This is a genomic window from Mycolicibacterium mageritense (genome assembly GCF_010727475.1).
GTDB lineage: Bacteria > Actinomycetota > Actinomycetes > Mycobacteriales > Mycobacteriaceae > Mycobacterium > Mycobacterium mageritense.
In genome coordinates this window covers 408601-432340 of sequence record NZ_AP022567.1, presented here as the reverse complement: position 1 = coordinate 432340, position 23740 = coordinate 408601, and the positions used below count along the sequence as shown (strand labels likewise).

Here is a 23740-nt window from a genome sequence, read left to right as displayed (position 1 = left end):
TTCGAACTCCGATCAGTTGTGGTGGTGACACGCGGCAGGGGGAGTGGGTTGTACGTCGAGGGCCGGGTTGCGGTCGAAGAACCCGGCCGGTTTGAGCCAGAACGAGCACACGTCGACCGGCATGATGGGCCATTCCTCCGGCCGGGGAATGTGGTGGATGCCGAAGGTATACCACACGACCACATCGGTGTTTTCGATCGACCGGTTGGCCGCGGTCCATTCGGGCAGGCCCAGGCTTGGGCCGCTCTGGTTGACGAATTCGCCTGAAGGCCAACGCTCATCGGGATGATTGGGGGTGACCCACACGGTGTGCGCGATGGCCTCGGCCCGGCGGAAGATCGGCGAGGCCGGGTCGAACATGTGCGGGAACGCCGCGCCGGGAACCAGTTTGTACGACGGATGCGTACCCAGTCCGTTGGTGACGTTCTCGTTGACCACCTTCCACGCCCGCTGGGTCTCCCAGTTGAAGTCCTGCTTGCCCTCTTCCTCGGTGCGCAGCGGGGTGTTCTTCTGGCGCAGCGACAGTCCGTACGGATTGTCCGGCCCGATCGGCTCGGTCTCGGTCTCGGTCGCGTACACGGTATTGCCCGAACCGTCGATGTCCAGGTCGAGGCGTGCGGTGAGGAAGTGCTGGTGGATCGGCGCATATGTGCGGTTGTCCACCAAGATTCCGTGCGGATGTTCCTCGCCCTCGCGCAGGGCCGTCGTCACCATCAAACCGGTTGCGCGGACCTCACATTCGATGTTGCCGTCCTGGTAGAACCGCCAGTACACCAGGTACTCGTAATTGGCCACCGTCATGTGCGAGGACACCGTCAGCCGGCGCATCCGGCGGACGTCGGCGGTGCCGCCGTGCTCGACGTGCTTCCACAGCACGGCGTTGTCCTCTTCGTGGATGCAGATCGCGTTGCGGATCGTGTACGGCTCACCCTTGGTGTTGTGCAGGACCGCGTCGAGGTAGCGGATCTCGCCGAGGCAGTCGCAGCCGAGCTCGAGCGACGTGGTCATGAAACCGATGCCCCATTCGCCGATGTCGAACGCGGTGCGCCGGTAGTGGTCCGGGCAATGGTCGCGGTACGGCACCGCCATCTCGGCGAAGGACATCCGGTGGGCGATCGGGCGGACCGTGCCGTGGTCGTTGTATCTGACGGTGTGCAGGGTCATGCCCTCGCGGTAGTTGAAACCGACTCGCAGGGACCAGTTCTGCCACTCCAGCCGGTTGCCCTCGATGGTGAACGACGGACCTTCGGACTGCGTGATATCCAGCGGCTTGAGCGGAGGCCGGGTGCTCGAATCCCGCAATTGTGCGGGCACGACCTCCGGCCGGTACTCGGCCATCACCTCCGGCAGGTCGATCGGGTCGCCCTCTTCGATCTCCAGCAGCTCCATCGAATTCATGTCCACGATGCAGTGGAAACCGCGCAGATGCTGGGCGTAGATGTTCTCGCCGCCGGGCGAGCGCACCCACGTGTCGGTCCAGCCCAGCCGCCGGCCCTGGTACCGGTCGGGGATCAGGATGTCGCCGTAGGTCCAGACGTCCATGAACACGGTGTCGAGGTCGGTGACCCCGCGGCGCGCGAGTGCGGCGATCACGTCGGGGTGCGTGCGCATCGCCCGATCGCATTCGTCCCATTCGTCGACCGTGAAATTCGGCTGTACACCGGGCAGATGCGTCCAGGTGAGCACCACGTCACCGGTGAGCGAGACGGTCGCCTTGTAGGTGCTGTTGGAATCGCGGTGCAGGCACACGACTATGGCCTGCCGATCGGGCATGGTGCCTGCCGCGTCGTAGGCGGCCAGTTGTTGCTTGTCCGGTTCGGCCAGTTCGATCGACGTGAACCGCCACCGCTCGTCGACACCGCGGTCGCGTCGCACGATGGCCGCGGCGCGACGGAATTCGTCCTCGCCGAGCGGATCAAGCGGGTGGAACGTCTGAACGATGGTGTCAGTCATCGGTCCTCCAGGTGTGACGCCGCGCACGGATTCGCCCCAGTATGGGAGGGGGCACCCGTTTGCACACCTGCCGAAGCGGCCAATCAAGTCCGCCCGGTTGGCCGTTTCGTCTAGCCGCTTGCGGCGATCGCCCCGCACGCCCTCAGGGTCGCGGCGAGGAAGGTGGCGTCCTGCGCCGTCGGCCACGACGACATCTTGACCACGACCGTGCCCGACGCCCGGTCGACGTAGACCAGCTGACCGTGGATGCCGAGGCACAGCAACACGGGTCCGGATGCGTTGCGGTAGAACCAGAACTGGTTGCGGTACCAACCGCCCGGCAGCATCGGTTCGTTCTCGGTGTCGGCGAATGCCGCGCGCACATCTGCGCCCGGGGCGAAGGTGTCGGCAAGCCATTGCGCGGGGACGACCGGTTGGCCGTCGACGGTGCCGTCATCGAGCAGCAGTTGGCCGAACCGACCCAGGTCACGCAGGGTCGCGCAGACGCCACCGTCGTGCACCGCGGTGCCGACCGCATCGCAGACCACCTCGGCGTCGAACTCGGCGCCCATGGGCCGCCAGATGAGCGTCGAGATCAGGTCGGCCATCCGCACACCTGTCGCGCGCTCGCAGACCCACCCCAGCATGTCGGTGTCACACGAGCGGTAGGTGAACTCTCCGCCATGCGGCCCAGCCGAACCGATTCCGCGCAGGTAGGCATACCCGCCGATGGGGTCGTCAGGCTCCATCGGCGCCCAGCCGACGGACCGTTCCATCGCGCGGACCTCGGAGTCGGCAGCGGCGTACGCCTCGCGGAACGCCACGCCCGTTCGCATGTCGAGCACATTGCGTACCGTCGCGCCTCGGTAGCCCGAATCGGCGACATCCGGAACGTATTCGGTGACCGGTGCGGCCGGGTCGAGTTGGCCGCGGTCCACCAGTACTCCCGCGACACAGCCCACGAGGGATTTGGACACCGACATCAGCAGATGGCGAGTGGAATCCGTCATGGTCCCGCAGTAGCGTTCGTCGGCGATGCGGCCGTTGCGCAGCACCAGCAGTGCGTCGGTGTACGTCGCGGCGAACACCTCCTCTGCGGTACCCGCGGTGCCGTCGGGCCAGATCACCGGTGGATCACCAAGGGGTGCTTGGTGTTTCTCCAGCTCCCGCGGCTGCGGCGGCGCAGCGATCCGATGCGTGGGCAATAGCTCGCGCAGGTGCTGGAACCCCCAGCGCAGGAACTCCGGCTGCTGCCAGTTGGCCAGCGTGACCTGACGGTCGGCGGCGGGAGGAAAGCCTGTCATGGGACCGGTATCGTCGAGCATGGCTGGGAATGGTAGCGCCGGATGGGTTTGCCGTGGCGCTCGCTCGCCTACCATCCTTACTGTGGAGGTGAACCCCCAGAACTGGCAGCAACCGCCGTTCAACCGGTGGGCGTACTGGCATGTCGAGGACGTACTGCCGACGCAGCCGATATCCCGCGGGACCGGTCCCGTGCGGCCACTGCCCGCGGTGGATGCCCCGGACCTGTTGCAGGTCAACCTCATTCGGTCCGACGGTGAATCGTCCACAGTCGGTCAGGTGCTTGACGACACCTACACCGACGCCTACGTGGTGCTGCAGGACGGCGGCTTGGTCACCGAGTGGTACGGCGCCGAGGGTTCCCCCGATCGCCCGCACGCGTCGATGTCGATCACCAAGTCCGTGGTCGGCGCGGTCGCGGGCGTGCTCGTCGATCGGGGCGTGCTCGATGTGAGCAGCCCGGTCGAGGACATCGTCGGCGAGTTGGCCGGCAGCGGATACGCCGGGGCCACTGTGCGCGATCTACTGGACATGCGCAGTGGCGTGCGGTTCCGGGAGGAGTACACCAATCCGCATTCCGAGATTCGGATGCTCGACGACTGGCTGGGTTCCCGCGGCCTGTACGAGTACCTTGTCGGGTTGGTGGCCGAGGCGCCGCACGGACAGCGCTTCCTGTACCGCTCCGGCGAGTCCGACGCGTTGGGCTGGGTGTGTGAGCGCGCGGCAGGTGCGCCCATGGCCGAGCTCATCTCGACACTGATCTGGCAGCCCATGGGTGCCGAGTTCGATGCCGAGATTCTTTGTGACACAGCAGGGACCGCTATACACGACGGCGGACTCTGCGCCACGGCGCGCGACCTCGCTCGATTCGGCCAGCTGTTGCTCGACGGCGGCACGGTGCCCGACGACGGTGACGACGGCGTGCGTACCGTGATCGGGCCGCGCTGGCTGAGGGACGCGTGGGCGGTCGATGCAGACGCCCGCTCGGTGTTCATCGAGTCGCCGAACGAATTGTCGATGCCGGGCGGCTGGTACCGCAATCAATTGTGGTTCCGGCCCGGCGAATTTGGAGATGTGTTGCTTTGCTTGGGAATTCATGGGCAAATGGTGCATGTCAGCCGACGCACCCGCACGGTGTGCGTAAAACTCTCAAGTTGGCCCAACGCGCAGGAGCCCCGGTTCATGCAGGACACGCTGCGGGCATTCGACGCAGTCGGCGGTGAGTTGAGCGGGCGCCAACGCATGGGCGACAAACACCGGTTACCGGGCATCGTGTCCGGGATGAGCCGCCACAGCGGGGCGGGCAAATCGGGAAAGTCGTGACCGTTCGCGCCGATTGCGCCCGCGCCGCGGGAAGTTCGTCTTAGTCTGGTCCTTCCATCGCGGCGATGGAAATGGACCGGCTCGCGACGCGGGAGGTAGTAGGTAATGGCGAAACGGGTTTCTGCGGTGAGCAAAGCCGCCAAAACGCCTGCGGCGCGGAAAACCACGGCGAAGGCGCCGGCGCGCAAGGCTGCCAAAGCGACCAAAGCCACCAAGGCGACCAGGGCCACGAAAGCGCCTGCCGCGAAGAAAGTGGCTGCGAAGAAAGCCCCCGCCAAAAAGGCCGCGGTGAAGAAGGCGCCCGCCAAGAAGGCGCCTGCCAAAAAGTCCACCGCTACCAAAGTCGCGGCGAGAAAGACGGTCGCAAAGAAGGCTCCTGCAAAGAAGGCTCCTGCGAAGAAGGCGGCCACCAAGAGGACTGCTGCCAAGAAAGTGACGAAAGCGCCCGCGCGCACAACCGCTTCCCGCTCAGCGGTAACCAAAAAGGCTGCGACGAAAGCTCCCGCCAAGGCGTCGGCCAGCCGCAAGGGTCCGCTGGGCGGTAAGCCGCTCAACGGAATCTCCGAGATCCGTACGTTCTTCCGCACCAACACGCAGCCCATCTACTTCGTCGGGCCGACCGCGTTCAACCTGCTCGGCATCGACCGTTGGGTGCGGAATTTCCAGTACATCACCTATTACGACTCCTGGGACGGCGCACACCCGCGCGTCTTCGCGCCGAAGAACAAGCCGTACGTCGAATTCGAGTCGAGCGAACACATCAACAACTACCTGCTGCGCGACCCCGAGGTGCGGGCCTACCTCAAGCGCCGCGGTGGCACACCGATGGTTGCCATGGTGTTCTTCGACGAGGAGACCGAGCAGATCTGTGAGGAACTCGGTTACAAGCTGATCCTGCCGCCGGATTCGTTGCGGCGGCGGCTGGACTCGAAGATCGTCACGACACAGCTCGGCAACGAGGCGGGTGCGCCGTCGGTGCCCAACGTGCTCGGCACAGCCAACAACTACACCCAGTTGCGCAAGCTGGCCGGCAGCCAGCGGCTCGGTTCGGATCTCGTGGTGCAGACACCGTACGGTGATTCGGGCAAGACGACATTCTTCATCAAGTCAAAAGCCGACTGGGACAAGAACGCCGACGACATGATCGGTCAACAGCTCAAGGTGATGAAGCGGATCAACAACAAGGCCGCGGCCGTGGAGGCGTGCATCACCAAGCACGGCACCATCGTGGGTCCGTTCATGACCGACCTGACCGGGTATCCCGAGCTGACGCCCTACAAGGGTGGCTGGTGCGGCAACGACCTGTTCCCGGAAGCGCTTTCGGATGAACACCGCGCCACCGCGATCAACCACGTCCGCAAGATGGGGGACCGGCTGGCCAAGGAGGGGTACCGCGGGTTTCTCGAGATCGACGTGCTGATCGACCTCGACACCGACGAGGTGTACCTCGGCGAACTCAACCCGCGTATCTCCGGTGCGTCGTCGATGACGAACGTGACGGCCGGCGCCTACGCCGACGTTCCGCTGTTCCTGTTCCATCTCCTCGAATTCATGGACGTCGAATACACCGTCAATGTCGAGGAGATCAACGACCGGTGGCGCGATCTCGCGGCCGTGGACGTGTGGTCGCAGCTGATCATGAAGGAGCCTAACAAGACTGTGGAGCGGATCTTGTCCGCGCCGAAGACCGGAACGTGGCACCTGGACGATGACGGCGAGCTGACCTTCTCGCAGGTGGCCAACGACTGGCACGACATCACGGGCGAGGACGAAGCGTTCTTCCTGCGGGTGTATGCCGAGGGCGACTACCGGTTCAAGGGAGCCGATCTCGGCATCCTGGTCACCAAGGGCCGCATGCAGACGCCGGAAGGTCTGACACCACGCTGCATCCACTACATCGAGGGCATCCGCGGCGCATACAAGTCTGAGCCGCTGCCGGATCCGCCTGCGGTGACCCCCGTCGCCTACGTGAAGTAGGGCTGTCGGTTCCTCGTTGTAGAGGGTCCGGTTTTGTCGGTCCCTTTTGCGAGGATTGGGGTATGTCTTCGGCGGCAGCTCCTGTGGCTCCGGGCCCGAGTCCGGTGCAGCGGTTGGAGGTGTTGTTCGAGGAGATGGCCGAGTTGTGCGGGCAGCGCAACGCCATCGACGGGCGGCTGGCGCAGATCGTCGCCGAAATCGACCGCGTCGAACTCTGGGGTGCCACCGGCGCGCGGTCGATGACAGCGTTGGTGGCCTGGAAAACCGGCATCACCCCGCACAACGCCGACATCATGCTCGCCGTCGCCCGACGCGTCGAGGAGTTCCCGCAATGCACCCGGGCCCTGAGCGAGGGTCGATTGTCGTTGGATCAGGTCGGGGTGATCGCCGCACGCGCCGCCGACGGCTCCGATGCGCACTACACCCCCTACCAACCACCACTCAACTAACGACGCGCGCCGTCCTGGCTTCTGTACAAATCGTCGTAGCAGGATCTCGGCACCATCCACTTTGTACATTCGGCGATGACGCGGCGCTGCCTAGAGTCGGGGACATGACTGTCGTCGACACTCGTCAAGACCGCCCGAGCAGCGTGCGCCGGGTCGTCACCGCGATCCCCGGACCCCGCTCGATCGAACTCGCGGCCCGCCGCGCCGCCGCGGTGCCCGCGGGCCTCGCCAGTTCGTCGCCGGTGTACGCCGACCGGGCCGCTGACGGCGTTCTGGTCGACGTGGACGGCAATTCGTTCATCGACCTGGGCAGCGGAATCGCCGTAACCACGGTCGGCAACGGCGCGCCCCGCGTCGTCGAACGGGCCGCCGCACAACTGGGCCGGTTCACCCACACGTGCTTTCTGGTCAACGGCTACGAAAGCTACGTCGAGGTCTGCGAGACGCTGAACCGGCTGACTCCGGGTAGCCACGCCAAGCGCACCGCGCTGTTCAACACCGGCAGCGAGGCCGTCGAAAATGCCGTCAAGTACGCGCGGGCGGCCACCGGCCGGCCGGCGGTCGTGGTCTTCGATCACGCGTTCCACGGCCGCAGCTTGCTGACCATGAGCATGACGGCCAAGAACATGCCGTACAAGAACGGCTTCGGACCGTTCGCGCCCGAGGTGTACCGGGTGCCCATGGCCTACCCGTACCGCTGGCCCAGCGGTTCTGAGCATGCGGCCGCGGAAGCCTTCGCGCAGTTCCGGCTCGTGGTGGACACCCAGATCGGTGCCGGCTCGGTGGCCGCAGTGGTGGTCGAGCCGATCCAGGGCGAGGGCGGATTCATCGTTCCCGCACCGGGATTCCTGCGGCAGGTCGCCGACTTCTGCGCCGAGCGTGGCATCCTGCTGGTCGCCGACGAGGTTCAGACCGGTATCGCCCGCACCGGAAACTGGTTCGCGAGCGAACACGAGGGCATCGTGCCCGATCTCATCACCACGGCCAAGGGCCTCGGTGGTGGGCTGCCGCTGGCTGCCGTGACGGGCCGCGCCGACGTGATGGACGCCGCTCATGCGGGCGGTATCGGCGGCACCTACAGCGGCAACCCGGTTGCCTGCGAGGCTGCGCTCGGCGTGTTCGAGACGATCGAATCGCAAGGTTTGCTTGCGCGGGCCCGCCGCATAGGTGAGATGCTGCAGGCCGAGTTGACCGCAATCGCCGCTGACACCAACATCATCGGCGACATCCGCGGCCGTGGTGCGATGATCGCGGCCGAGTTCGTCACGGGCGCGGACAAGGCTCCCAACCGGGACGCCGTAGCCGAGATCGTGCGGTATGCGCAGGCCAACGGTGTACTGACGCTGACCGCGGGTACGTTCGGCAATGTGTTGAGATTCCTGCCTCCGCTGACGATCTCCGACGATCTGCTTCTGGAAGGGCTCGGCGTCATTCGTGACGCTGTGGCACGAATCTGAGGACGGGTGACCGACGTGACAGAGCTACTCAGCCATATCGACGGCGCGTGGACCGGCGGCGCCGCAGGCGAATTGATCGACACCAACCCGGCACACCCCGACCAGGTGGTCGCGACCGGAGCGCTGGCCGACGCCGCGCAACTGGACCGCGCCGTGCAGGCCGCGCGGGCCGCCGCGCGAGGCTGGGCTCGCCAACCTATGCACGCCCGCGCGGCGGTGTTGACGCGTGCCGCCGACATCGTCGATGCCGCGGCCGAGGAGTGGGGCGCGGAACTGACCCGCGAGGAAGGCAAGACCCTTGCCGAAGGCATAGGTGAGGTCCGTCGCGCCGCGCAGATCCTGCGCTACTACGGCGGCGCCGCCGACCGCGAGGCAGGCACCGTGTACTCGTCGCCGCGGTCCGGCGAGCAGATCCTGGTGACCCGCAAGCCGATCGGTGTCGTCGGTGTCATCACGCCGTTCAACTTCCCGATCGCCATCCCGGCGTGGAAGATCGCGCCGGCGCTCGTGTACGGCAACACCGTGGTGTTCAAACCCGCCAGTGCTGTTCCGTTGCTCGCACTGCGCTTGACGCAGGCGCTGGTGGATGCGGGTCTGCCACAGGGCGTGCTGAACCTGGTGTTCGCCGGGGGCTCGGTCGGCGGCGCGTTGGCCGAGCATCCGGGTGTCGACGCGGTCACCTTCACGGGCTCAACGGGAGTGGGCCGGGGCATCGCCGCAGCGGCCGCCGCACGAGGCGTGCCGGTGCAGGCCGAGATGGGCGGCAAGAACGCGGCGGTAGTACTGGCCGACGCCGACCTGGATCTCGCGGTCGAGCAGGTGATGCTGGGCGCGTTCCGGTCGTCGGGACAGAAGTGCACGGCCACGTCGCGTTTGGTGCTCGACGATGCGATCGCCGACGAGTTTCTCGCCGAGCTCACGGTCCGGGTCAAGGGTCTCGAGGTCGGCGATCCGATGCTGGCGTCCGTCGCGATGGGACCGGTGGTCAGCGAATCCGCCTGCAAATACATCACGCAACGTGCGCAGGACGCTGTCGCGGCGGGTGCCACGGTCGTCGCGACCGCAGAGGAACGCCAATCCGGCTCGGACAACGGGTACTTCGTCACTCCGACGGTGCTGCAGTTGCCGTCGACCGATGCCGAGCTGTGGTCGGAGGAACTGTTCGGCCCGGTGTTGTCGGTGGTGCGCGCCCAGGGCGTCGAGCAGGCCTTCGCTGTGGCCAATGCGGGCGAGTACGGCCTGTCGGCTGCGGTGTTCACCTCCGATCTCGGTAGGGCTCTCGCGGCCGTCGACGACATCGATGTCGGTGTGCTGCATGTCAATTCCGAGTCGGCTGGGGCCGACCCACATGTGCCCTTCGGTGGCGCGAAGCGCAGTGGCTACGGCCCGAAGGAGCAAGGTGAAGCGGCGCGCGAGTTCTTCACTCACACCACCACCGTGTATTTGCGGGGAGGCCGGGCGTGACCACCCCGGGAGCCCTGAACGGGATCGTCGTCGCGGATTTCAGTCGCGTGCTGGCCGGACCGTACGCGACGATGATGCTGGCCGACCTCGGTGCCGAGGTGATCAAGATCGAGCGCCCCGGCAGCGGCGACGACACCCGCAGCTGGGGTCCGCCGTTCGACTCAGACGGGCAGGCCACCTACTTCAATGCCGTCAACCGCAACAAGCGGTCGGTGGTGCTGGATCTGCACAGCCCTGACGGTGTCGAGCAGGCCCGCGAGATCGTGCGCGGCGCCGACATCGTCGTCGAGAACTTCCGCACCGGCACCATGGAGCGGATGGGCCTGGGCTACGCCGATCTGGTCGAGCACCGGCCCGATGTCATCTATTGCGCCATCACGGGTTTCGGCTCCGGCCAGGGCGCCGACCTGCCCGGCTACGACCTGTTGGTGCAGGCCGTCGGCGGCCTGATGAGTGTGACCGGGCCACATCCGGGCGAGCCCACCAAGGTCGGTGTGGCCTTGGTCGACGTGCTCGCCGGGCTGCATGCCGCGACCGGTATTCTCGCTGCGCTGCAACACCGCAACGGCACGGGCCAGGGCCAGAAGATCGAGGTCAACCTGCTGTCGACGCTGCTGTCGTCGTTGGTCAACCAGGCGTCGGGTTACCTGGGCGCCGGTGCGGTGCCGGGCATCATGGGTAACCGGCATCCGAGTATCGCGCCGTACGAAGTGTTTTCGACCGCGGACCGGCCGTTGGTGCTCGCGGTCGGCAATGACAAGCAGTTCCGGGCGTTGTGCAAGGCTCTGGGTGCCGAATCGCTGGCCGACTCACCGGATTACGCCGACAACACGTCGCGCGTGGCCAATCGGGAGGCGCTGTTCACCGCGTTGACCGAGCGCTTGCGGACCCGCGGCAGCGACGAATGGTTCACGGTGCTGACCGCGGCCGGGGTGCCGGTCGGCCCGATCAACGACATCAGCCAGGCGTTCGAGTTGGCCAAGCGGCTCGAGCTGGACGCGGTCGTCGACGTCCCGGGCAGTTCGGCACCACAGGTGGCCAACCCGATCAAGATGTCGGCCACACCGGTGCAATACCGCAGCGCGCCACCGAGATTGGGATCGTGAACCCCTGACGGTCAGGTTCGGCGCGGCTTGATGCACTCCTGGGCGGTCTGCCTGGTCATCGAACTGCCGTGATAGGCGAGGATCAGTTTGTCCTGCCCCGGCAGCGACGTGTCGTATATCCAGACGACATCCGACGGTGGCGGCGGGTTTTCTGAAGCGGCGAGGGCATCGTTGGCCTCGATCTTCACCTCGACGTTGAGTTCACGACCCAGTGCGAGCGCTTCGTCGCGATTGGTCAGAGCGCCGTCCCGGGTCCACTTGAGCGTGTCGTTGAACCTGGGACGGATCTCAGACTCGCACCGTTGTTGCGATGCGGCGTACCGAGCGGCCCGGTCGTTCTTGTCCTGTTGGCGGCCCTGCTCGGTGAAGTGCATCACGATGGCACCGATCCCGAGGCCGGCTGCCAGGAGGGCAGCGATGCCACTTCTGAGCCCGTTGACGGCCACGTAGGCTTCCGATGGTTCGGTCTTGTTTCGGAATTTCCAGCCTTCGTCGAGGTAGAACGCCCGATCCGGATTGACGGCGAGGTAGGCCAGTACCGCGGCGACGATGAGTGCGACGATTCCCAGCGCCAGCATGTGTCCCCCTCAGCGTTTCGGTAAATCCTGCGCCAGCAGCTCCCTGGCCTTGAGCGCGATCCACAACTCTGAGCGGGTGTGCGCGGAGTCGAGGTCACGGCCGAGCAACTCGACCACCCGCGCCATGCGTCCCCGCAAGGTGTGCCGGTGCACCCCGAGTTCGACGGCTGCGGATTCCCAATGCCCATTGTGGTGCAGGAACGACTCCAGCGATTGCACGAGTTTGGCGCCGTTGTCCCGGTCGTAGTCGTCGAGTACGCCGAGTGAGCGATTGGCGATCGACCGCAGTACGGTCTCGGGCTGGGTGCTGAGCAGCAGGCTGAACGTGCCGAGCTCCTCGAATCCGACCAGCCGGTGCCCGTTGGCCTCGGCCACTCGGACCGCCGAAAGTGCCTGCTGCAGGCTCAGACCCGCGTTGCCGATGCTCGCGGGGGCGCCCACGCCGGCGTTGATGGCGCGACGCAGGCCGGTGCGGGCGCGGGTGTACACCTGCTGCAGCAGCCGGTCGGCCCCGTCGGCGTGCACGACGACGGCGACACCGTCTCCGTTGCCCGCCATCAGGTACGGCTGGCCGTCCAGCGCGGCCGCGAGTTGATGTTGGGCGGGGAGTGCGGGTCCGACGTCGGTGAACACCGCGGCCACGACTGACACGTCAGGCGCAAAGCCGAAGTAGCGCAACAGCGTCGAGTCGACGTCGAGCCCGCCTTCGAACAGTGCCTCGGTGACGCCGGTGCGCAGCCGTTGTTCGGCGTCGATCACCCGCGCCGGTTTGGCGAGCTCGATCGACAGCAACGCCAATGCGTGGCCCACCAGTAGCCGGTCGCTCGCGTCGAGCGGATCTGCCGAAGCCACCGCGAGATAACCCTGCTTCTCGTCGGCGCCCGGCACCTGCTGGATCGTGAGGGTGCCGCGATCGTCGACCAGCACCCGGCTCACCCCGCGGCGCCGCTTCTGGTCCTTGTCGAGCTGCTCCTGCACACGTTCGACCAGTTCGGTGGTGCCCACCCCGGATTCGGCAAGCACCACGCGGGACCGGTCCAGCACGCATGCCGTGCAGTTCAGGGCTGAACTCAAGGTGTCCACCAGCGCGGGGATACCGCCGCGCATGGTCACCCGCGCGAGGTTCTCCTGGCCCTGGACCACCTTCTGCACCAGCCGCACCTGATCGGCCGTGATCTCGTCGATGACCGCTCGGGAGATCGCGATGAACGGGGTCTCGGGGGACACCGCGAGCACCGGGATGCCGAACTCGTCGCCCGCGGCGACCACCGCCGGGGGCACCTCGCGGAACCGCACTCCGGTGTCGAAAGCGATTGCGGTGCTGCCGGATTCGACGATGCGCTGCACGTAGTCGCGTTGCTCGGCGGGGGATTCGGACAGGTGCAGGCCGGTCGTCATGACCAGCTCGCCCCCCGACAGCCAGGGGCTGGGGTCGGTGAGCTCGATGGCGTGGGCCCACGAGATCACCCGGTCGATCCCGACGCGGCCGGCCACCAGGGACAACGCCAGGTCGTTGATGCCGATCAGCCGGCGTACCGTCATCGCCATCGTGGGTTCCTCTCGGCCGGCACTGTACAAAACGTCAGGTGCTCAGCGCTTCGACTGGACACTTCTGATATATCTCACCACAGCTTTCGCCTCGTAGGGTGGCTCTTATGACGCGTTCAGATATTGCGGCGACGATCGCCCCGGCCGGCAACCTGCGGCCACTCGAGATGTTCGGCATCGACACTCTCCTCGATGACGACGAGCGCGATATCGCCGCCACAGTGCGCCGGTTCGTCGACACCCGGCTGCGCCCCAACCTCGCCGAATGGTTCGAGAAGGGTGAACTGCCCGGCCGCGAACTCGCCAAGGAGTTCGGTGAACTCGGGCTACTCGGCATGCACCTTGAGGGCTATGGCTGCGCCGGCACCAACGCGGTGAGCTACGGCCTGGCCTGCATGGAACTCGAGGCGGGCGACAGTGGACTGCGCAGCTTCGTCTCGGTCCAGGGCTCGCTGTCGATGTTCTCGATTCACCGATTCGGCTCCGAAGAACAGAAGCAGGAATGGTTGCCCCGGCTGGCCAGCGGTGACGCGATCGGCTGCTTCGGCCTGACCGAGGCCGACTTCGGCTCCAACCCCGGCGGCATGCGCACCACGGCACGTCGCGACGGCTCGGACTGGATTCTGTCCGGCACCAAGATGTGGATCACCAACGGCAACCTCGCCGACGTGGCGACCGTGTGGGCCCAGACCGAGGACGGCATCCGCGGCTTCGTCGTGCCGACCGACACCCCCGGTTTCAGCGCCAACGTCATCCACCGCAAGCTTTCGCTCCGCGCGTCGGTCACGTCCGAACTTGTCCTCGACAACGTCCGGCTGCCCGCGTCGGCTCAGCTGCCCGAGGCCATCGGCCTGCGCGGTCCGCTGTCGTGCCTCAACGAGGCCCGCTTCGGCATCGTGTTCGGCGCGCTCGGCGCCGCCCGGGACAGCCTCGAGGCCGCGATCGACTACGCCGGTGCGCGTGAGGTTTTCGACCGCCCGCTGTCGAGCTACCAGCTCACGCAGGAGAAGCTCGCCAACATGACGCTGGAACTCGGCAAGGGCATGCTGCTCGCGCTGCAACTCGGCCGGCTCAAGGACGGCAGGGGTGTGACACCCGACCAGATCAGCCTCGGCAAGCTCAACAACGTCCGCGAGGCCCTGGCCATCGCGCGTGAGGCCCGCACCGTGATGGGCGCCAGCGGCATCACCTTGGAGTACTCGCCGCTGCGGCACGCCAACAACCTCGAATCGGTGCTGACCTACGAGGGCACGAGCGAGATGCACATGCTGTCGATCGGCCGCGCGCTGACCGGCCAATCCGCCTTCCGGTAGACGCCTCAGGGCTGGGTGGCCCGCAGGCTCAGCGAAAGCAGCAGCCGCACATCGGTATCGGCCAGCGTGGCGCCCAGCAGCTGCTCGATCCTGCGCACGCGGTAGCGCACGGTATTGGGATGGACGTGCAGCCACTGCGCGGCCGTGGCGACATCCCCGAAGCTGTCCAGATAGGCCCGCAGCGTGTCGGCGAGCACCGGTTCGTCGGCCCGCAGCGTACGTACCCGCGGGTCGATCAGCCGCTCGTCGGACGCGATCGCGGTGACGATCTCGTCCAGCAGCACAGTGGTGCGCGCCTCTGCCAACGAGGTGACGGCCCCGAGCGCGCCGGGGTGGCGCTCGGCGCTGTCCAGCACGCGGTCCACCTCCAGCCGCGCAGCGGCCGCGCCGGCCAGCCCGGCCACCGGTGCCGCGATCACGGCGTGCAACTCCATACCCAGCTCGGCGCGTAGCGCCGCGACGGTACCGCGGATCCACGACGTCACCGCGGCCGGCTTGCCCGTGCTCGGGAACAGCACGTAGACCCGGGAGCGGAAGGACGCGAGCTGCGCGTCGCTGCGAAAAGCGCTGGCGCTCAACGCCAGTACATCGGCCAGCCGCGATCCTTGCTGCGTGCCGTCGAACCCGATGACAGCCGCACGGCCCTCGGGGTCGACACCGAGGTCGCGTGCGACGGCCTCGACGTCGAGCGGCTCGCCATCGGTGCGCAGGCCCAGTAGCTCCTGCACGCGGACCGCGTGCGTCGTCGGTGTCGCGGCCAACCGCGCCATGATGCGCGCGGCCAGCACCGCGGCGCCCCGCAGCACGTCGTCGGAATCCTCGGCCAGCGGCCGGCTGCCCTGCTGCACCCAGATGGTGCCCGCGAAGGCCGGGGCCCGGCGCTCGTCGCCCGACGGCTGAAAGATGCCGATGGCCAGCCGGGGCCGCAGGCCCAGCTCGGGGCGCTCGGCGACCCGCACCACGTCGGGTTTCGCCCGCAATGCGTCGAAGATGCCCCACTGGGCGATCCACGCCAGGTGTTCGGACGGGCCGGCCCGTCCCAGGATGGACAGCCTGCGCAGATCATCGGCCTCGTCGTTGGAGGCCGAGTACGCCAGCACGTGTGACTGGGCGTCCTCGATGCTGACCATGCCGTGGGTGCGGTCGGCGATCGATTGCGCCAGGCCGAACAGGTCGGTGCCCGAATCGTGCTCGGCCCGGTCCCCGTGGTGTTCAAAAACGTGGTTGACCAGGCGGTACAGGCGTTCCCAGCGGGCGCGGGGATCGACGGCCACCACGGCGGTGCCCGCATCGACCGCGCGGGCGACCACAGCGGCCGACGGTTCCTTGATGAAGATCGCCGTCGGCGCTCGCCGCGCGGTCTGCTGATCGACCCATGTGCGGGCGTCGGCTTCGGAGACACCCAGTAGGAAGAACAGATCGGCCGACCCGGCCGACGGGGCCAGGCCCAGGCGTACGTCATCGGAGTCGATCAGGGCCGCCGACGCCACCGGCAGATCGAGGCCACGCGGCGCCTGCACGAGCCGGACCAGCGTGGCATCCAGCGCCAACAGCAGTTGGCCGAGGCTGACACCGGTAGTCGGCATGTTGTCCGATTTTACTGGTAATCGCATGCAGTGTTGTCCGATCGGACAAGAGTTGCGTGCGTCACGTCGGGGATTCTTGAACCCATGGATGCCATCACCGACGTGCCGATGCCGGCCAACGAGCCGGTCCACAACTACGCCCCGGGCTCGGGTGAACGCACCCGGCTCACCGCCGCGCTCACCGACCTCGCCAGTACCCCCGTCGACCTGCCGCACGTCATCGGCGGCAAACACGCGATGGGCAACGGCGCCCGCATCGACGTCGTGCAGCCGCACCGGCACTCGGCGCGGCTGGGCACCCTCACCAACGCCGAGCATTCCGACGCGAGCGCCGCGATCGAGGCCGCCATGGCCGCCAAGAACGACTGGGCCGCCCTGCCGTTCGACGAGCGTGCCGCGGTCTTCCTGCGCGCCGCAGACCTGCTGTCCGGACCGTGGCGTGAGAAGCTCGCCGGTGCCACCATGCTGGGCCAGTCCAAGACGGCCTACCAGGCCGAGATCGACACGCCGTGCGAGCTCATCGACTTCTGGCGGTTCAACGTCGCATTCGCCCGGCAGATCATGGCGCAGCAGCCGATCAGCAGCCCCGGTGTGTGGAACCGCACCGACCATCGCCCGCTGGAAGGCTTCGTCTACGCGATCACACCGTTCAACTTCACCGCGATCGCAGGCAACCTGCCGACCGCGCCCGCGCTCATGGGCAACACCGTGGTGTGGAAGCCGTCGCCCACACAGGCCTTCGCGGCGTATCTGACCATGCAGCTGCTGGAAGCCGCGGGCCTGCCGCCTGGCGTGATCAACCTGGTCAACGGTGACGGCATCGCGGTTTCCGATGTGGCCCTTGCCGATCCGCGCCTGGCCGGAATCCACTTCACCGGATCGACCGCGACGTTCCAGCACCTGTGGCGCGAGGTGGGCACCAACATCGACCGCTACCACACCTATCCTCGTCTGGTCGGGGAAACCGGCGGCAAGGACTTCGTGCTGGCACACTCCTCGGCGAACCCGGATGTGTTGCGTACCGCACTGATTCGCGGAGCCTTCGACTTCCAGGGGCAGAAGTGCTCGGCGGCCTCGCGGGCGTTCGTGCCGCGTTCGGTATGGCACCAGATGGGCGACGACTTCCTGTCGGCCACCGATGCGCTGAGCTACGGCGACGTCACCGACTTCTCGAACTACGGCGGCGCTGTGATCGACGAACGGGCGTTCGCCAAGAACGTCAAGGCCATCGAGCGCGCGAAGGGTGCGGCCGGCGTCACCATCGCGGCAGGCGGCGAATACGACGACAGCGAAGGGTATTTCGTGCGGCCCACGGTCCTGCTGTCCGACGATCCGACCGACGAGGCTTTCTCCACGGAGTACTTCGGCCCGATCCTCGCGGTGCATGTCTACCCCGACAACGACTACGACCGCATCCTCGACGTGGTCGACACCGGCTCGCGCTACGGCCTGACCGGGGCCGTGATCGCCGACGACCGCGCCGCGGTGCTCGCCGCGCAGGACCGCCTGCGCAACGCAGCAGGCAACTTCTACGTCAACGACAAGCCGACCGGCGCCGTCGTCGGTCAGCAGCCGTTCGGCGGCTCCCGGGCGTCGGGAACCAACGACAAGGCCGGCTCGGCGTTGAACCTGCTGCGCTGGACCTCGGCCCGCTCCATCAAGGAGACCTTCGTGCCGCCCACCGATCACAACTATCCCCACATGGAGGCCTGACATGGGGCTCTTCGACAGGGTCGCGCGCCCCGTGATCCTCGGCGCCGCCCGTTCAACGCGGCTGCGCCGGACTGCCGAGCGGATCCCGGTGACCCGCAAGGTCGTGGAACGGTTCGTCGCAGGCGAGACCATTCCCGAGGCAGTGGATTCGGTTGCCGCACTGCGTGCCTCGGGGCGGCTCGTCACCATCGACTACCTCGGTGAGGACACCACCCGCGTCGAGGATGCCGAACAGACCGTAAAGGCCTACCTGGCGCTGCTCGACCTGCTGGGACAGCGTGGCGAAGAAGCCACCACGGTGCGACCGCTGGAGGTTTCGCTCAAGCTGTCCGCGCTCGGCCAGGCGCTGCCGCGCGACGGCGAGAAGATCGCGCTCGAGAACGCGCACACGATCTGCACCAAGGCCCGCGAGGTCGGCGCGTGGGTGACCGTCGACGCCGAGGATCACACCACCACCGATTCGACCCTGTCGATCGTCCGCGACCTGCGCACCGAGTTCGATTGGCTGGGCACGGTTCTGCAGGCCTACCTGCACCGCACCGAGGCCGACTGCCGCGAGTTCGCGGCGGCCGGCGCCCGGATCCGGTTGTGCAAGGGCGCGTACGACGAGCCCGCGTCCGTGGCCTACCGCGACGCCGACGAGGTCACCGCGTCCTACCTGCGGTGCCTGCGGGTGCTGATGGCGGGATCGGGCTATCCGATGGTGGCCTCGCACGATCCGGTCATCATCGATGCCGTGCCGGGCCTGGCACGTGAATTCGACCGTGATACCGACGGATTCGAGTACCAGATGCTGTACGGCATCCGCGATGCCGAGCAGCGGCGGCTGGCCGACGCGGGCAACCACGTCCGGGTCTACGTGCCGTTCGGCAACGAGTGGTACGGCTACTTCGTGCGCAGGCTCGCCGAACGCCCGGCCAACTTCGGGTTCTTCCTGCGCGCCCTGGCCGAGCGCGGCTGAGCCTCGTCAGAGCGCGTAGGCGAGCTTGAACTTGTCGAGCAGGTACGGACCCGACACCACCGGCTCGTAACGGGCCGGATGGTCCGGTGTCGCGCAGGTGGGGATGCACTCGATCACCGCGTCGTAGTTCGGTTGGTGGAAGAACGGGAGACTGAACCGTTCGCGGCCGGCTCCCGTGCTCACCACGCGGTGCACGGTGCTCACCCACCTGTCATTGGTCCACCGGGCCAGCAGGTCACCGATGTTGATGACGAACGATCCCGGGACCACCGGCACATCGAGCCATCTGCCGCGGTCGTCGCGAACCTGCAGCCCGCGCTGAGATTCGTCCTGCAGCAGGATCGTGAGGTTGCCCCAGTCGCTGTGCTGGCTCAGCCGGATGTCGCCGGCCGGCCGGTCGTCTGCGGGGTAATAGTTGGCCATCAGGTTGGAGTTGTGCCGGTCGATCAACGCCTCGAACCAGTCCTCGCGCAGGCCCAGTGCGAGCGCGAACAACCGGGACAGCTCGGTGGCAAGGCCTTCCATCTCGGCGTAATACCGTTGATAGGCAACGCGGAATCCGGGTAACTCGGGCCACCGCTCGGCGACGAACACCCGTTCGTCGGTCCACCCGGGGCCGTCGACGCCCTCCGGATTTCCGAGCGGGAAGTGCACGAACTTCTCGACCCGGTCAGGCGCCCGGTGCTCGGCTTCGACATCCGCGCCGGCATTGGTCGCCGCGAGGTTGCCTGCGCTACTGAACCCGCGGGCCAGTGGATCGCCGGGCTGCGCCCCGACCTGCTCCTTGATCGCCTGGGGCAGGGCGAAGAATCCACGCAGCGCACGGTTGACGTCGTCGATCACCTGATCGGGCACGCCGTGGCCGACCAGCAGCAGGAAACCACTGGTTTCGCAGCACCGGCCGATCGCGTCGGCCACTGCCCGGCGTTGCCTCGGGTCGCCACTGCGGGCGCTGCTGATGTCTATCACCGGAACGAAGCCGTCTTGCAGGACGACTCGGTCGACTATCACTTCTGGTTGGGTCACGCGCTCGACGCTAGAACCTCAACCGAAGTTGATGTCAAGCGCGAAAATTCCTCTCGCACAACAAGAGCGATGGTTCACGCGGGAAACGCCGCCACCTCCATCTGAACGGTGCCACCACACGGGCCACCGGCGATCTGGGTGAGCCAGGTGCCCCGCAGGGTTCCGTCGGGCTGTGGCGCGTAGTACGCCCATGACCGCGCCGGTGCCCACACCTTCGGAACTCCTTCTCCCATATAGCAGTCCCACTGCCAGTCGTAGATGTGCACCCAGCGGGTGCCGTCCCACGTGTACCGGGGTGGCAGCGGCAGCGTCGGATTCTTCGGCGTGGGACCGTCGATGACGGTGGAAATGCATGTGCTCGAAGAACAATCGGTGGAGAACGTGTACACGTCGCTGAACGTGGGCTCGGGTTGCCTGGCGGCAAGGCTCGTGCCGGTCTTCTGGGCCGCGTAGCGGACCAGGGAGTACTTCCCGTTCCACACCTGGTTCGCGGCGTGCGCCGTCGGCGCGGCGGTCAGGGCCGCGACGATCAACATGCCGACCGCTACGGGCCTCCTCATCGTGCCGATACCTTAACCGGGCGGACGCTCGTTGAGCAGGAGCAACGCCCACGCCGCGATCGACTGGGCGTCGGTGATCTCGCCGTCCCAGATCATACGTTCCAGCTCGGCACGCTCGAACCACGCGCTGTGCATGTCCTGTTCCTCGAGTTCACGCTCGTGCTCACCTTCGCTGAGCCCTGTTGCCAGAAAAACCCAGCCGCGCTGACTGCTCATGCCCGCCGCGACGTCGAGCTGCCCGAGCCGCTGCATTGAGGACGCGCGCAGCCCCGTCTCCTCGCGCAGTTCCCGGTGCGCGAGCGCTTCCGGCTCGAGGTCGAGCCGATCCGGTGCGGTGCCCTGCGGAAACTCCCACCGGCGCAGGCCGAGGGGATACCTGAACTGCTCGACGAGGTGAAACCGGTCCCCGTCACGCGCGATGACCAGCGCATACGTCGGCTTGTCGATGACGGCGTACACGCCTTCGGTGCCGTCTGGTCGGCGGATGTCGTCCTCACGTAACGTCAACCAATTGTTGCGATAGACCTCACGTGACTGCAATTGCCGGATCACGCCCATGAGGCCAGTATTGCCGACCGCCCGGAGTAGCCTCACAACCGTGCTCCTGGCCTCCCTGAATCCCGCGGCGGTCGCCGCAGGCGCCGACATAGCCGATGCCGTCCGCATCGACGGTGCGGTGCTCAGCCGAAGTGACCTCGTGGGCGCCGCGACCTCGGTGGCCGAACGGGTCGCCGCAGCGCGTCGCGTCGCCGTACTGGCAAAACCCACTGCCACAACCGTTCTCGCGATCACGGGCTGCCTGATCGCCGGTGTTCCGGTGATCCCGGTACCGGCCGACGTCGGAGCGGCCGAACGCCGGCACATCCTCACCGACTCTGGCGCGCAGGCCTGGCTGGGGGAGCAGCCTGAGGAAACCGAAGGACTGCCGCACATCCCGGTCCGGCTGCATGCCCGGTCCTGGCATCGCTACCCCGAGCCCGCGCCCGACTCGACCGCCATCATCATGTACACGTCCGGCACCACCGGAGCACCCAAAGGCGTGCCGATGACCAGGCGGGCCATCGCCGCCGACATCGACGCCCTCGCGGCCGCGTGGCAGTGGACGGCCGACGACACCCTGGTGCACGGCCTGCCGTTGTTCCACGTGCACGGGCTGGTGCTGGGTCTGCTGGGCTCGCTGCGCATCGGAAACCGGTTCGTGCACACCGGGAAACCCACTCCGGCCGCGTACGCCGAGGCTCGCGGCACGTTGTACTTCGGGGTGCCCACGGTGTGGTCACGCGTCGTCAAGGATCTCGATGCGGCCCTGGCGTTGTCCTCGGCCCGGCTGCTGGTGTCGGGTAGTGCACCGCTGCCCGTGCCGGTGTTCGACGAACTGGTGCGGCTCACGGGGCACACCCCGATCGAGCGCTACGGCAGCACCGAATCGCTGATCACCTTGAGCACCGTCGTCGGTGGTGACCGCAGACCCGGCTGGGTGGGCCTGCCGGTGGCAGGGGTGCAGACCAGGCTGGTCGACGACCACGGCAACCCGGTGCCGCACGACGGCGAAACCATTGGGCAGCTTCAGGTCCGGGGGCTCATGGTGTTCGACGGCTACCTCAACCGGCCAGAGGCCACCGCCGAGGCGTTCGTCGACGGCTGGTACCGCACGGGCGACGTCGCGGTGATCGACGGCGACGGCATGCACCGCATCGTCGGTCGCGAGTCCGTCGACCTCATCAAGTCAGGCGGGTACCGCGTCGGCGCGGGAGAGATCGAAACGGTGCTGCTGGGGCATTCCGGGGTGCACGAAGCGGCCGTGGTAGGGGTGCCTGACGACGACCTCGGTCAGCGCATCGTGGCGTTCGTGGTTGGCGAGGCCGATCCCAAAGAGCTGATCGACTATGTGGCTCAGCAGCTTTCAGTGCACAAGAGGCCGCGGGAGGTGCGGCTCGTGGAGAAACTGCCCCGCAATGCGATGGGCAAGGTACTGAAAAAGGAACTGGTGCAATGGGGCTGAGGTTCACCGAGATCTGTATCGACGCGCACGATCCCGAGGCGTTGGGCCGGTGGTGGTCGGAGGCGCTCGGCTGGCCGTGCGGCACCGACGAAGACGGCGACGTGCTGTTGACGCCGCCGTCCGGTGCCGGGCCCACGTGGCTGTTCGTGGTGGTGCCCGAGGACAAGGTGGTCAAGAACCGCATCCACCTCGACTTCACGCCCGACGATCAGCAGGCCGAGGTCGACCGGCTGATCGGCATGGGTGCCCGCCACGTCGACATCGGGCAGGGCGAGCAGACCTGGGTCGTGCTCGCCGACCCCGAGGGCAACGAGTTCTGCGTGTTGGCCCCCGACTGACCTCCGCTGCGCTGCGCTGCGTGCGAGTCTGCGGGCCGACACGCCGTTGAACAGCAGCACTTTTCGCACATTCGTGGGCGTCGACCGTGCGCGAAATGCGGATGAACTGCGGCGTGGCGGGCAACAGACACGCACGCTCGCGGTGCAGAGGTCAGTTGGCGTGCAGCGCCTCGTTGAGCGTGATGCCGGTGCCGTCGCGCTTGACCACCTCGACCGCGCCGGACAGCGAATTACGCCGGAACAGCAGGTTGTTCGCGCCCGAGAGCTCGACGGCCTTGACGGTCTGACCGTCGGCCGCCGTCACCTTGGTGCCGCCCGTGACGTAGAGCCCGGCCTCGACCACGCAGTCGTCGCCCAGCGAGATGCCCAGGCCCGAGTTGGCGCCCAGCAGGCAGCGCTTGCCGACCGAGATGACCTCTTTGCCGCCGCCCGACAGCGTGCCCATGATCGACGCACCGCCACCGACGTCCGAGCCGTCGCCCACGACCACACCGGCCGAGATGCGGCCCTCGACCATCGAGGTGCCCAGCGTGCCCGCGTTGAAGTTCACGAAACCCTCGTGCATGACTGTGGTGCCCGACGCGAGGTGCGCACCCAGGCGCACGCGGTCGGCGTCGGCGATCCGCACGCCCGCAGGCGTCACGTAGTCGACCATGCGCGGGAACTTGTCGACGCCGTAGACGGCGACCGCGCCGCGCCGCCGCAACCGCGCCCGCACGGTCTCGAAGCCCTCGACCGCGCACGGCCCGAAGTTGGTCCACACGACGTTGGCCAGCAGGCCGAAGATGCCGTCGAGGTTCGCCTCGTGCGGCTTGGTCAGCCGGTGCGAGAGCAGATGCAGGCGCAGCCAGACGTCATGGGTGTCCGCCGGCTTGTCGTCCAGCGAGGCGATCGTGGTGCGCACGGCCACCACCTCGACGCCGCGGTCGGCGTCGGGTCCGGTCAGGCCCGCGAAGTCGGCGGGGATGTCGTCGCCGGTCAACTTGACGGTGCCTGCCGGCCCGTCGGCGCTCAGCGCCGGAGCGGGAAACCAGGTGTCCAGGACGGTTCCGTCGGCGGCGATGGTGGCCAGGCCGACACCAGATGCGGAAGTCACGGTGGCCTA

The 23740-nt window shown here is 67.2% G+C and carries 18 protein-coding genes and 2 pseudogenes; 11 read left to right on the top strand and 9 right to left on the bottom strand.

Annotation, left to right across the window (positions count from 1 at the left end; translation table 11 throughout):
* Window positions 1–12: 12 nt before the first annotated feature.
* Window positions 13–1953, bottom strand: coding sequence for a primary-amine oxidase (locus G6N67_RS02075; RefSeq protein WP_036437637.1), 1941 nt, complete (start codon window positions 1951–1953; stop codon window positions 13–15).
* Between the two features lie 110 nt (window positions 1954–2063).
* Complete coding sequence (locus G6N67_RS02070; RefSeq protein WP_230022003.1) at window positions 2064–3257, bottom strand: serine hydrolase domain-containing protein; 1194 nt, start codon at window positions 3255–3257, stop codon at window positions 2064–2066.
* Between the two features lie 61 nt (window positions 3258–3318).
* Here G6N67_RS02070 and G6N67_RS02065 point away from each other — a divergent pair, with 61 nt between their 5' ends.
* The 6 genes and pseudogenes from G6N67_RS02065 (at window position 3319) to G6N67_RS02040 (ending at window position 11010) form a co-directional block, all read left to right on the top strand.
* Window positions 3319–4557: a serine hydrolase domain-containing protein gene (locus G6N67_RS02065; RefSeq protein WP_051579027.1), complete on the top strand. Its 1239-nt coding sequence runs from the start codon at window positions 3319–3321 to the stop codon at window positions 4555–4557.
* Between the two features lie 258 nt (window positions 4558–4815).
* Window positions 4816–6534: pseudogene (locus tag G6N67_RS02060) on the top strand (biotin carboxylase); the annotation flags it as partial.
* Between the two features lie 62 nt (window positions 6535–6596).
* A pseudogene (locus tag G6N67_RS02055) lies at window positions 6597–6956 on the top strand (DUF222 domain-containing protein); the annotation flags it as partial.
* 131 nt (window positions 6957–7087) lie between these two features.
* Window positions 7088–8440 carry a 4-aminobutyrate--2-oxoglutarate transaminase gene (gene gabT / locus G6N67_RS02050; RefSeq protein ID WP_036437633.1) on the top strand — a complete coding sequence of 451 codons (1353 nt, stop codon included), beginning with the start codon at window positions 7088–7090 and terminating at the stop codon, window positions 8438–8440.
* A 6-nt stretch (window positions 8441–8446) separates the two neighbouring features.
* Window positions 8447–9904: an aldehyde dehydrogenase family protein gene (locus G6N67_RS02045; RefSeq protein ID WP_036437631.1), complete on the top strand. Its 1458-nt coding sequence runs from the start codon at window positions 8447–8449 to the stop codon at window positions 9902–9904.
* On the top strand, window positions 9901–11010 hold the full coding sequence (locus G6N67_RS02040) for a CaiB/BaiF CoA transferase family protein (protein ID WP_036437629.1): 1110 nt from the start codon (window positions 9901–9903) through the stop codon (window positions 11008–11010). Before G6N67_RS02045 ends, G6N67_RS02040 begins: the two co-directional genes overlap by 4 nt.
* Window positions 11011–11021: 11 nt before the next feature.
* Here G6N67_RS02040 and G6N67_RS02035 read toward each other — a convergent pair whose 3' ends face one another.
* Complete coding sequence (locus G6N67_RS02035) at window positions 11022–11588, bottom strand: DUF6199 family natural product biosynthesis protein (RefSeq protein WP_036437626.1); 567 nt, start codon at window positions 11586–11588, stop codon at window positions 11022–11024.
* 9 nt (window positions 11589–11597) lie between these two features.
* Complete coding sequence (locus tag G6N67_RS02030; RefSeq protein ID WP_036437625.1) at window positions 11598–13136, bottom strand: PucR family transcriptional regulator; 1539 nt, start codon at window positions 13134–13136, stop codon at window positions 11598–11600.
* A gap of 107 nt (window positions 13137–13243) precedes the next feature.
* Between G6N67_RS02030 and G6N67_RS02025 the strand changes: the two genes are divergently transcribed.
* Window positions 13244–14449 carry an acyl-CoA dehydrogenase family protein gene (locus tag G6N67_RS02025; protein WP_051579026.1) on the top strand — a complete coding sequence of 402 codons (1206 nt, stop codon included), beginning with the start codon at window positions 13244–13246 and terminating at the stop codon, window positions 14447–14449.
* Window positions 14450–14454: 5 nt separating this feature from the next.
* Here the strand turns inward: G6N67_RS02025 and G6N67_RS02020 are convergent, their stop codons facing one another.
* Window positions 14455–16035 carry a PucR family transcriptional regulator gene (locus G6N67_RS02020; RefSeq protein ID WP_036437623.1) on the bottom strand — a complete coding sequence of 527 codons (1581 nt, stop codon included), beginning with the start codon at window positions 16033–16035 and terminating at the stop codon, window positions 14455–14457.
* A gap of 84 nt (window positions 16036–16119) precedes the next feature.
* On the opposite strand from G6N67_RS02020, the gene pruA reads away from it, so the two are divergent.
* On the top strand, window positions 16120–17748 hold the full coding sequence (gene pruA / locus G6N67_RS02015; RefSeq protein ID WP_036437621.1) for an L-glutamate gamma-semialdehyde dehydrogenase: 1629 nt from the start codon (window positions 16120–16122) through the stop codon (window positions 17746–17748).
* A 1-nt stretch (window position 17749) separates the two neighbouring features.
* Window positions 17750–18709, top strand: a complete 960-nt coding sequence (locus G6N67_RS02010) for a proline dehydrogenase family protein (protein WP_036437619.1) — start codon at window positions 17750–17752, stop codon at window positions 18707–18709.
* A 6-nt stretch (window positions 18710–18715) separates the two neighbouring features.
* Here G6N67_RS02010 and G6N67_RS02005 read toward each other — a convergent pair whose 3' ends face one another.
* The 3 genes from G6N67_RS02005 to G6N67_RS01995 form a co-directional block, all read right to left on the bottom strand.
* Entirely contained in the window at window positions 18716–19735 is a 1020-nt protein-coding gene (locus tag G6N67_RS02005) for an isopenicillin N synthase family dioxygenase (protein WP_051579025.1), read from the bottom strand.
* A gap of 74 nt (window positions 19736–19809) precedes the next feature.
* A complete protein-coding gene (locus G6N67_RS02000) occupies window positions 19810–20295 on the bottom strand; it encodes an Rv2253 family sensor-like surface protein (protein ID WP_036437617.1) in 486 nt (161 codons plus the stop codon).
* A 12-nt stretch (window positions 20296–20307) separates the two neighbouring features.
* Window positions 20308–20853: an NUDIX domain-containing protein gene (locus tag G6N67_RS01995; protein ID WP_036437616.1), complete on the bottom strand. Its 546-nt coding sequence runs from the start codon at window positions 20851–20853 to the stop codon at window positions 20308–20310.
* 40 nt (window positions 20854–20893) lie between these two features.
* Between G6N67_RS01995 and G6N67_RS01990 the strand changes: the two genes are divergently transcribed.
* Window positions 20894–22297, top strand: coding sequence for an acyl-CoA synthetase (locus G6N67_RS01990; protein ID WP_036437614.1), 1404 nt, complete (start codon window positions 20894–20896; stop codon window positions 22295–22297).
* The gene (locus tag G6N67_RS01985) at window positions 22288–22635 is read left to right on the top strand and encodes a VOC family protein (RefSeq protein WP_036437612.1); all 348 of its coding nucleotides are present in this window, start codon (window positions 22288–22290) and stop codon (window positions 22633–22635) included. Before G6N67_RS01990 ends, G6N67_RS01985 begins: the two co-directional genes overlap by 10 nt.
* Window positions 22636–22786: 151 nt before the next feature.
* Here G6N67_RS01985 and dapD read toward each other — a convergent pair whose 3' ends face one another.
* Entirely contained in the window at window positions 22787–23731 is a 945-nt protein-coding gene (dapD, locus tag G6N67_RS01980; protein ID WP_036437610.1) for a 2,3,4,5-tetrahydropyridine-2,6-dicarboxylate N-succinyltransferase, read from the bottom strand.
* Window positions 23732–23740 lie beyond the last annotated feature (9 nt).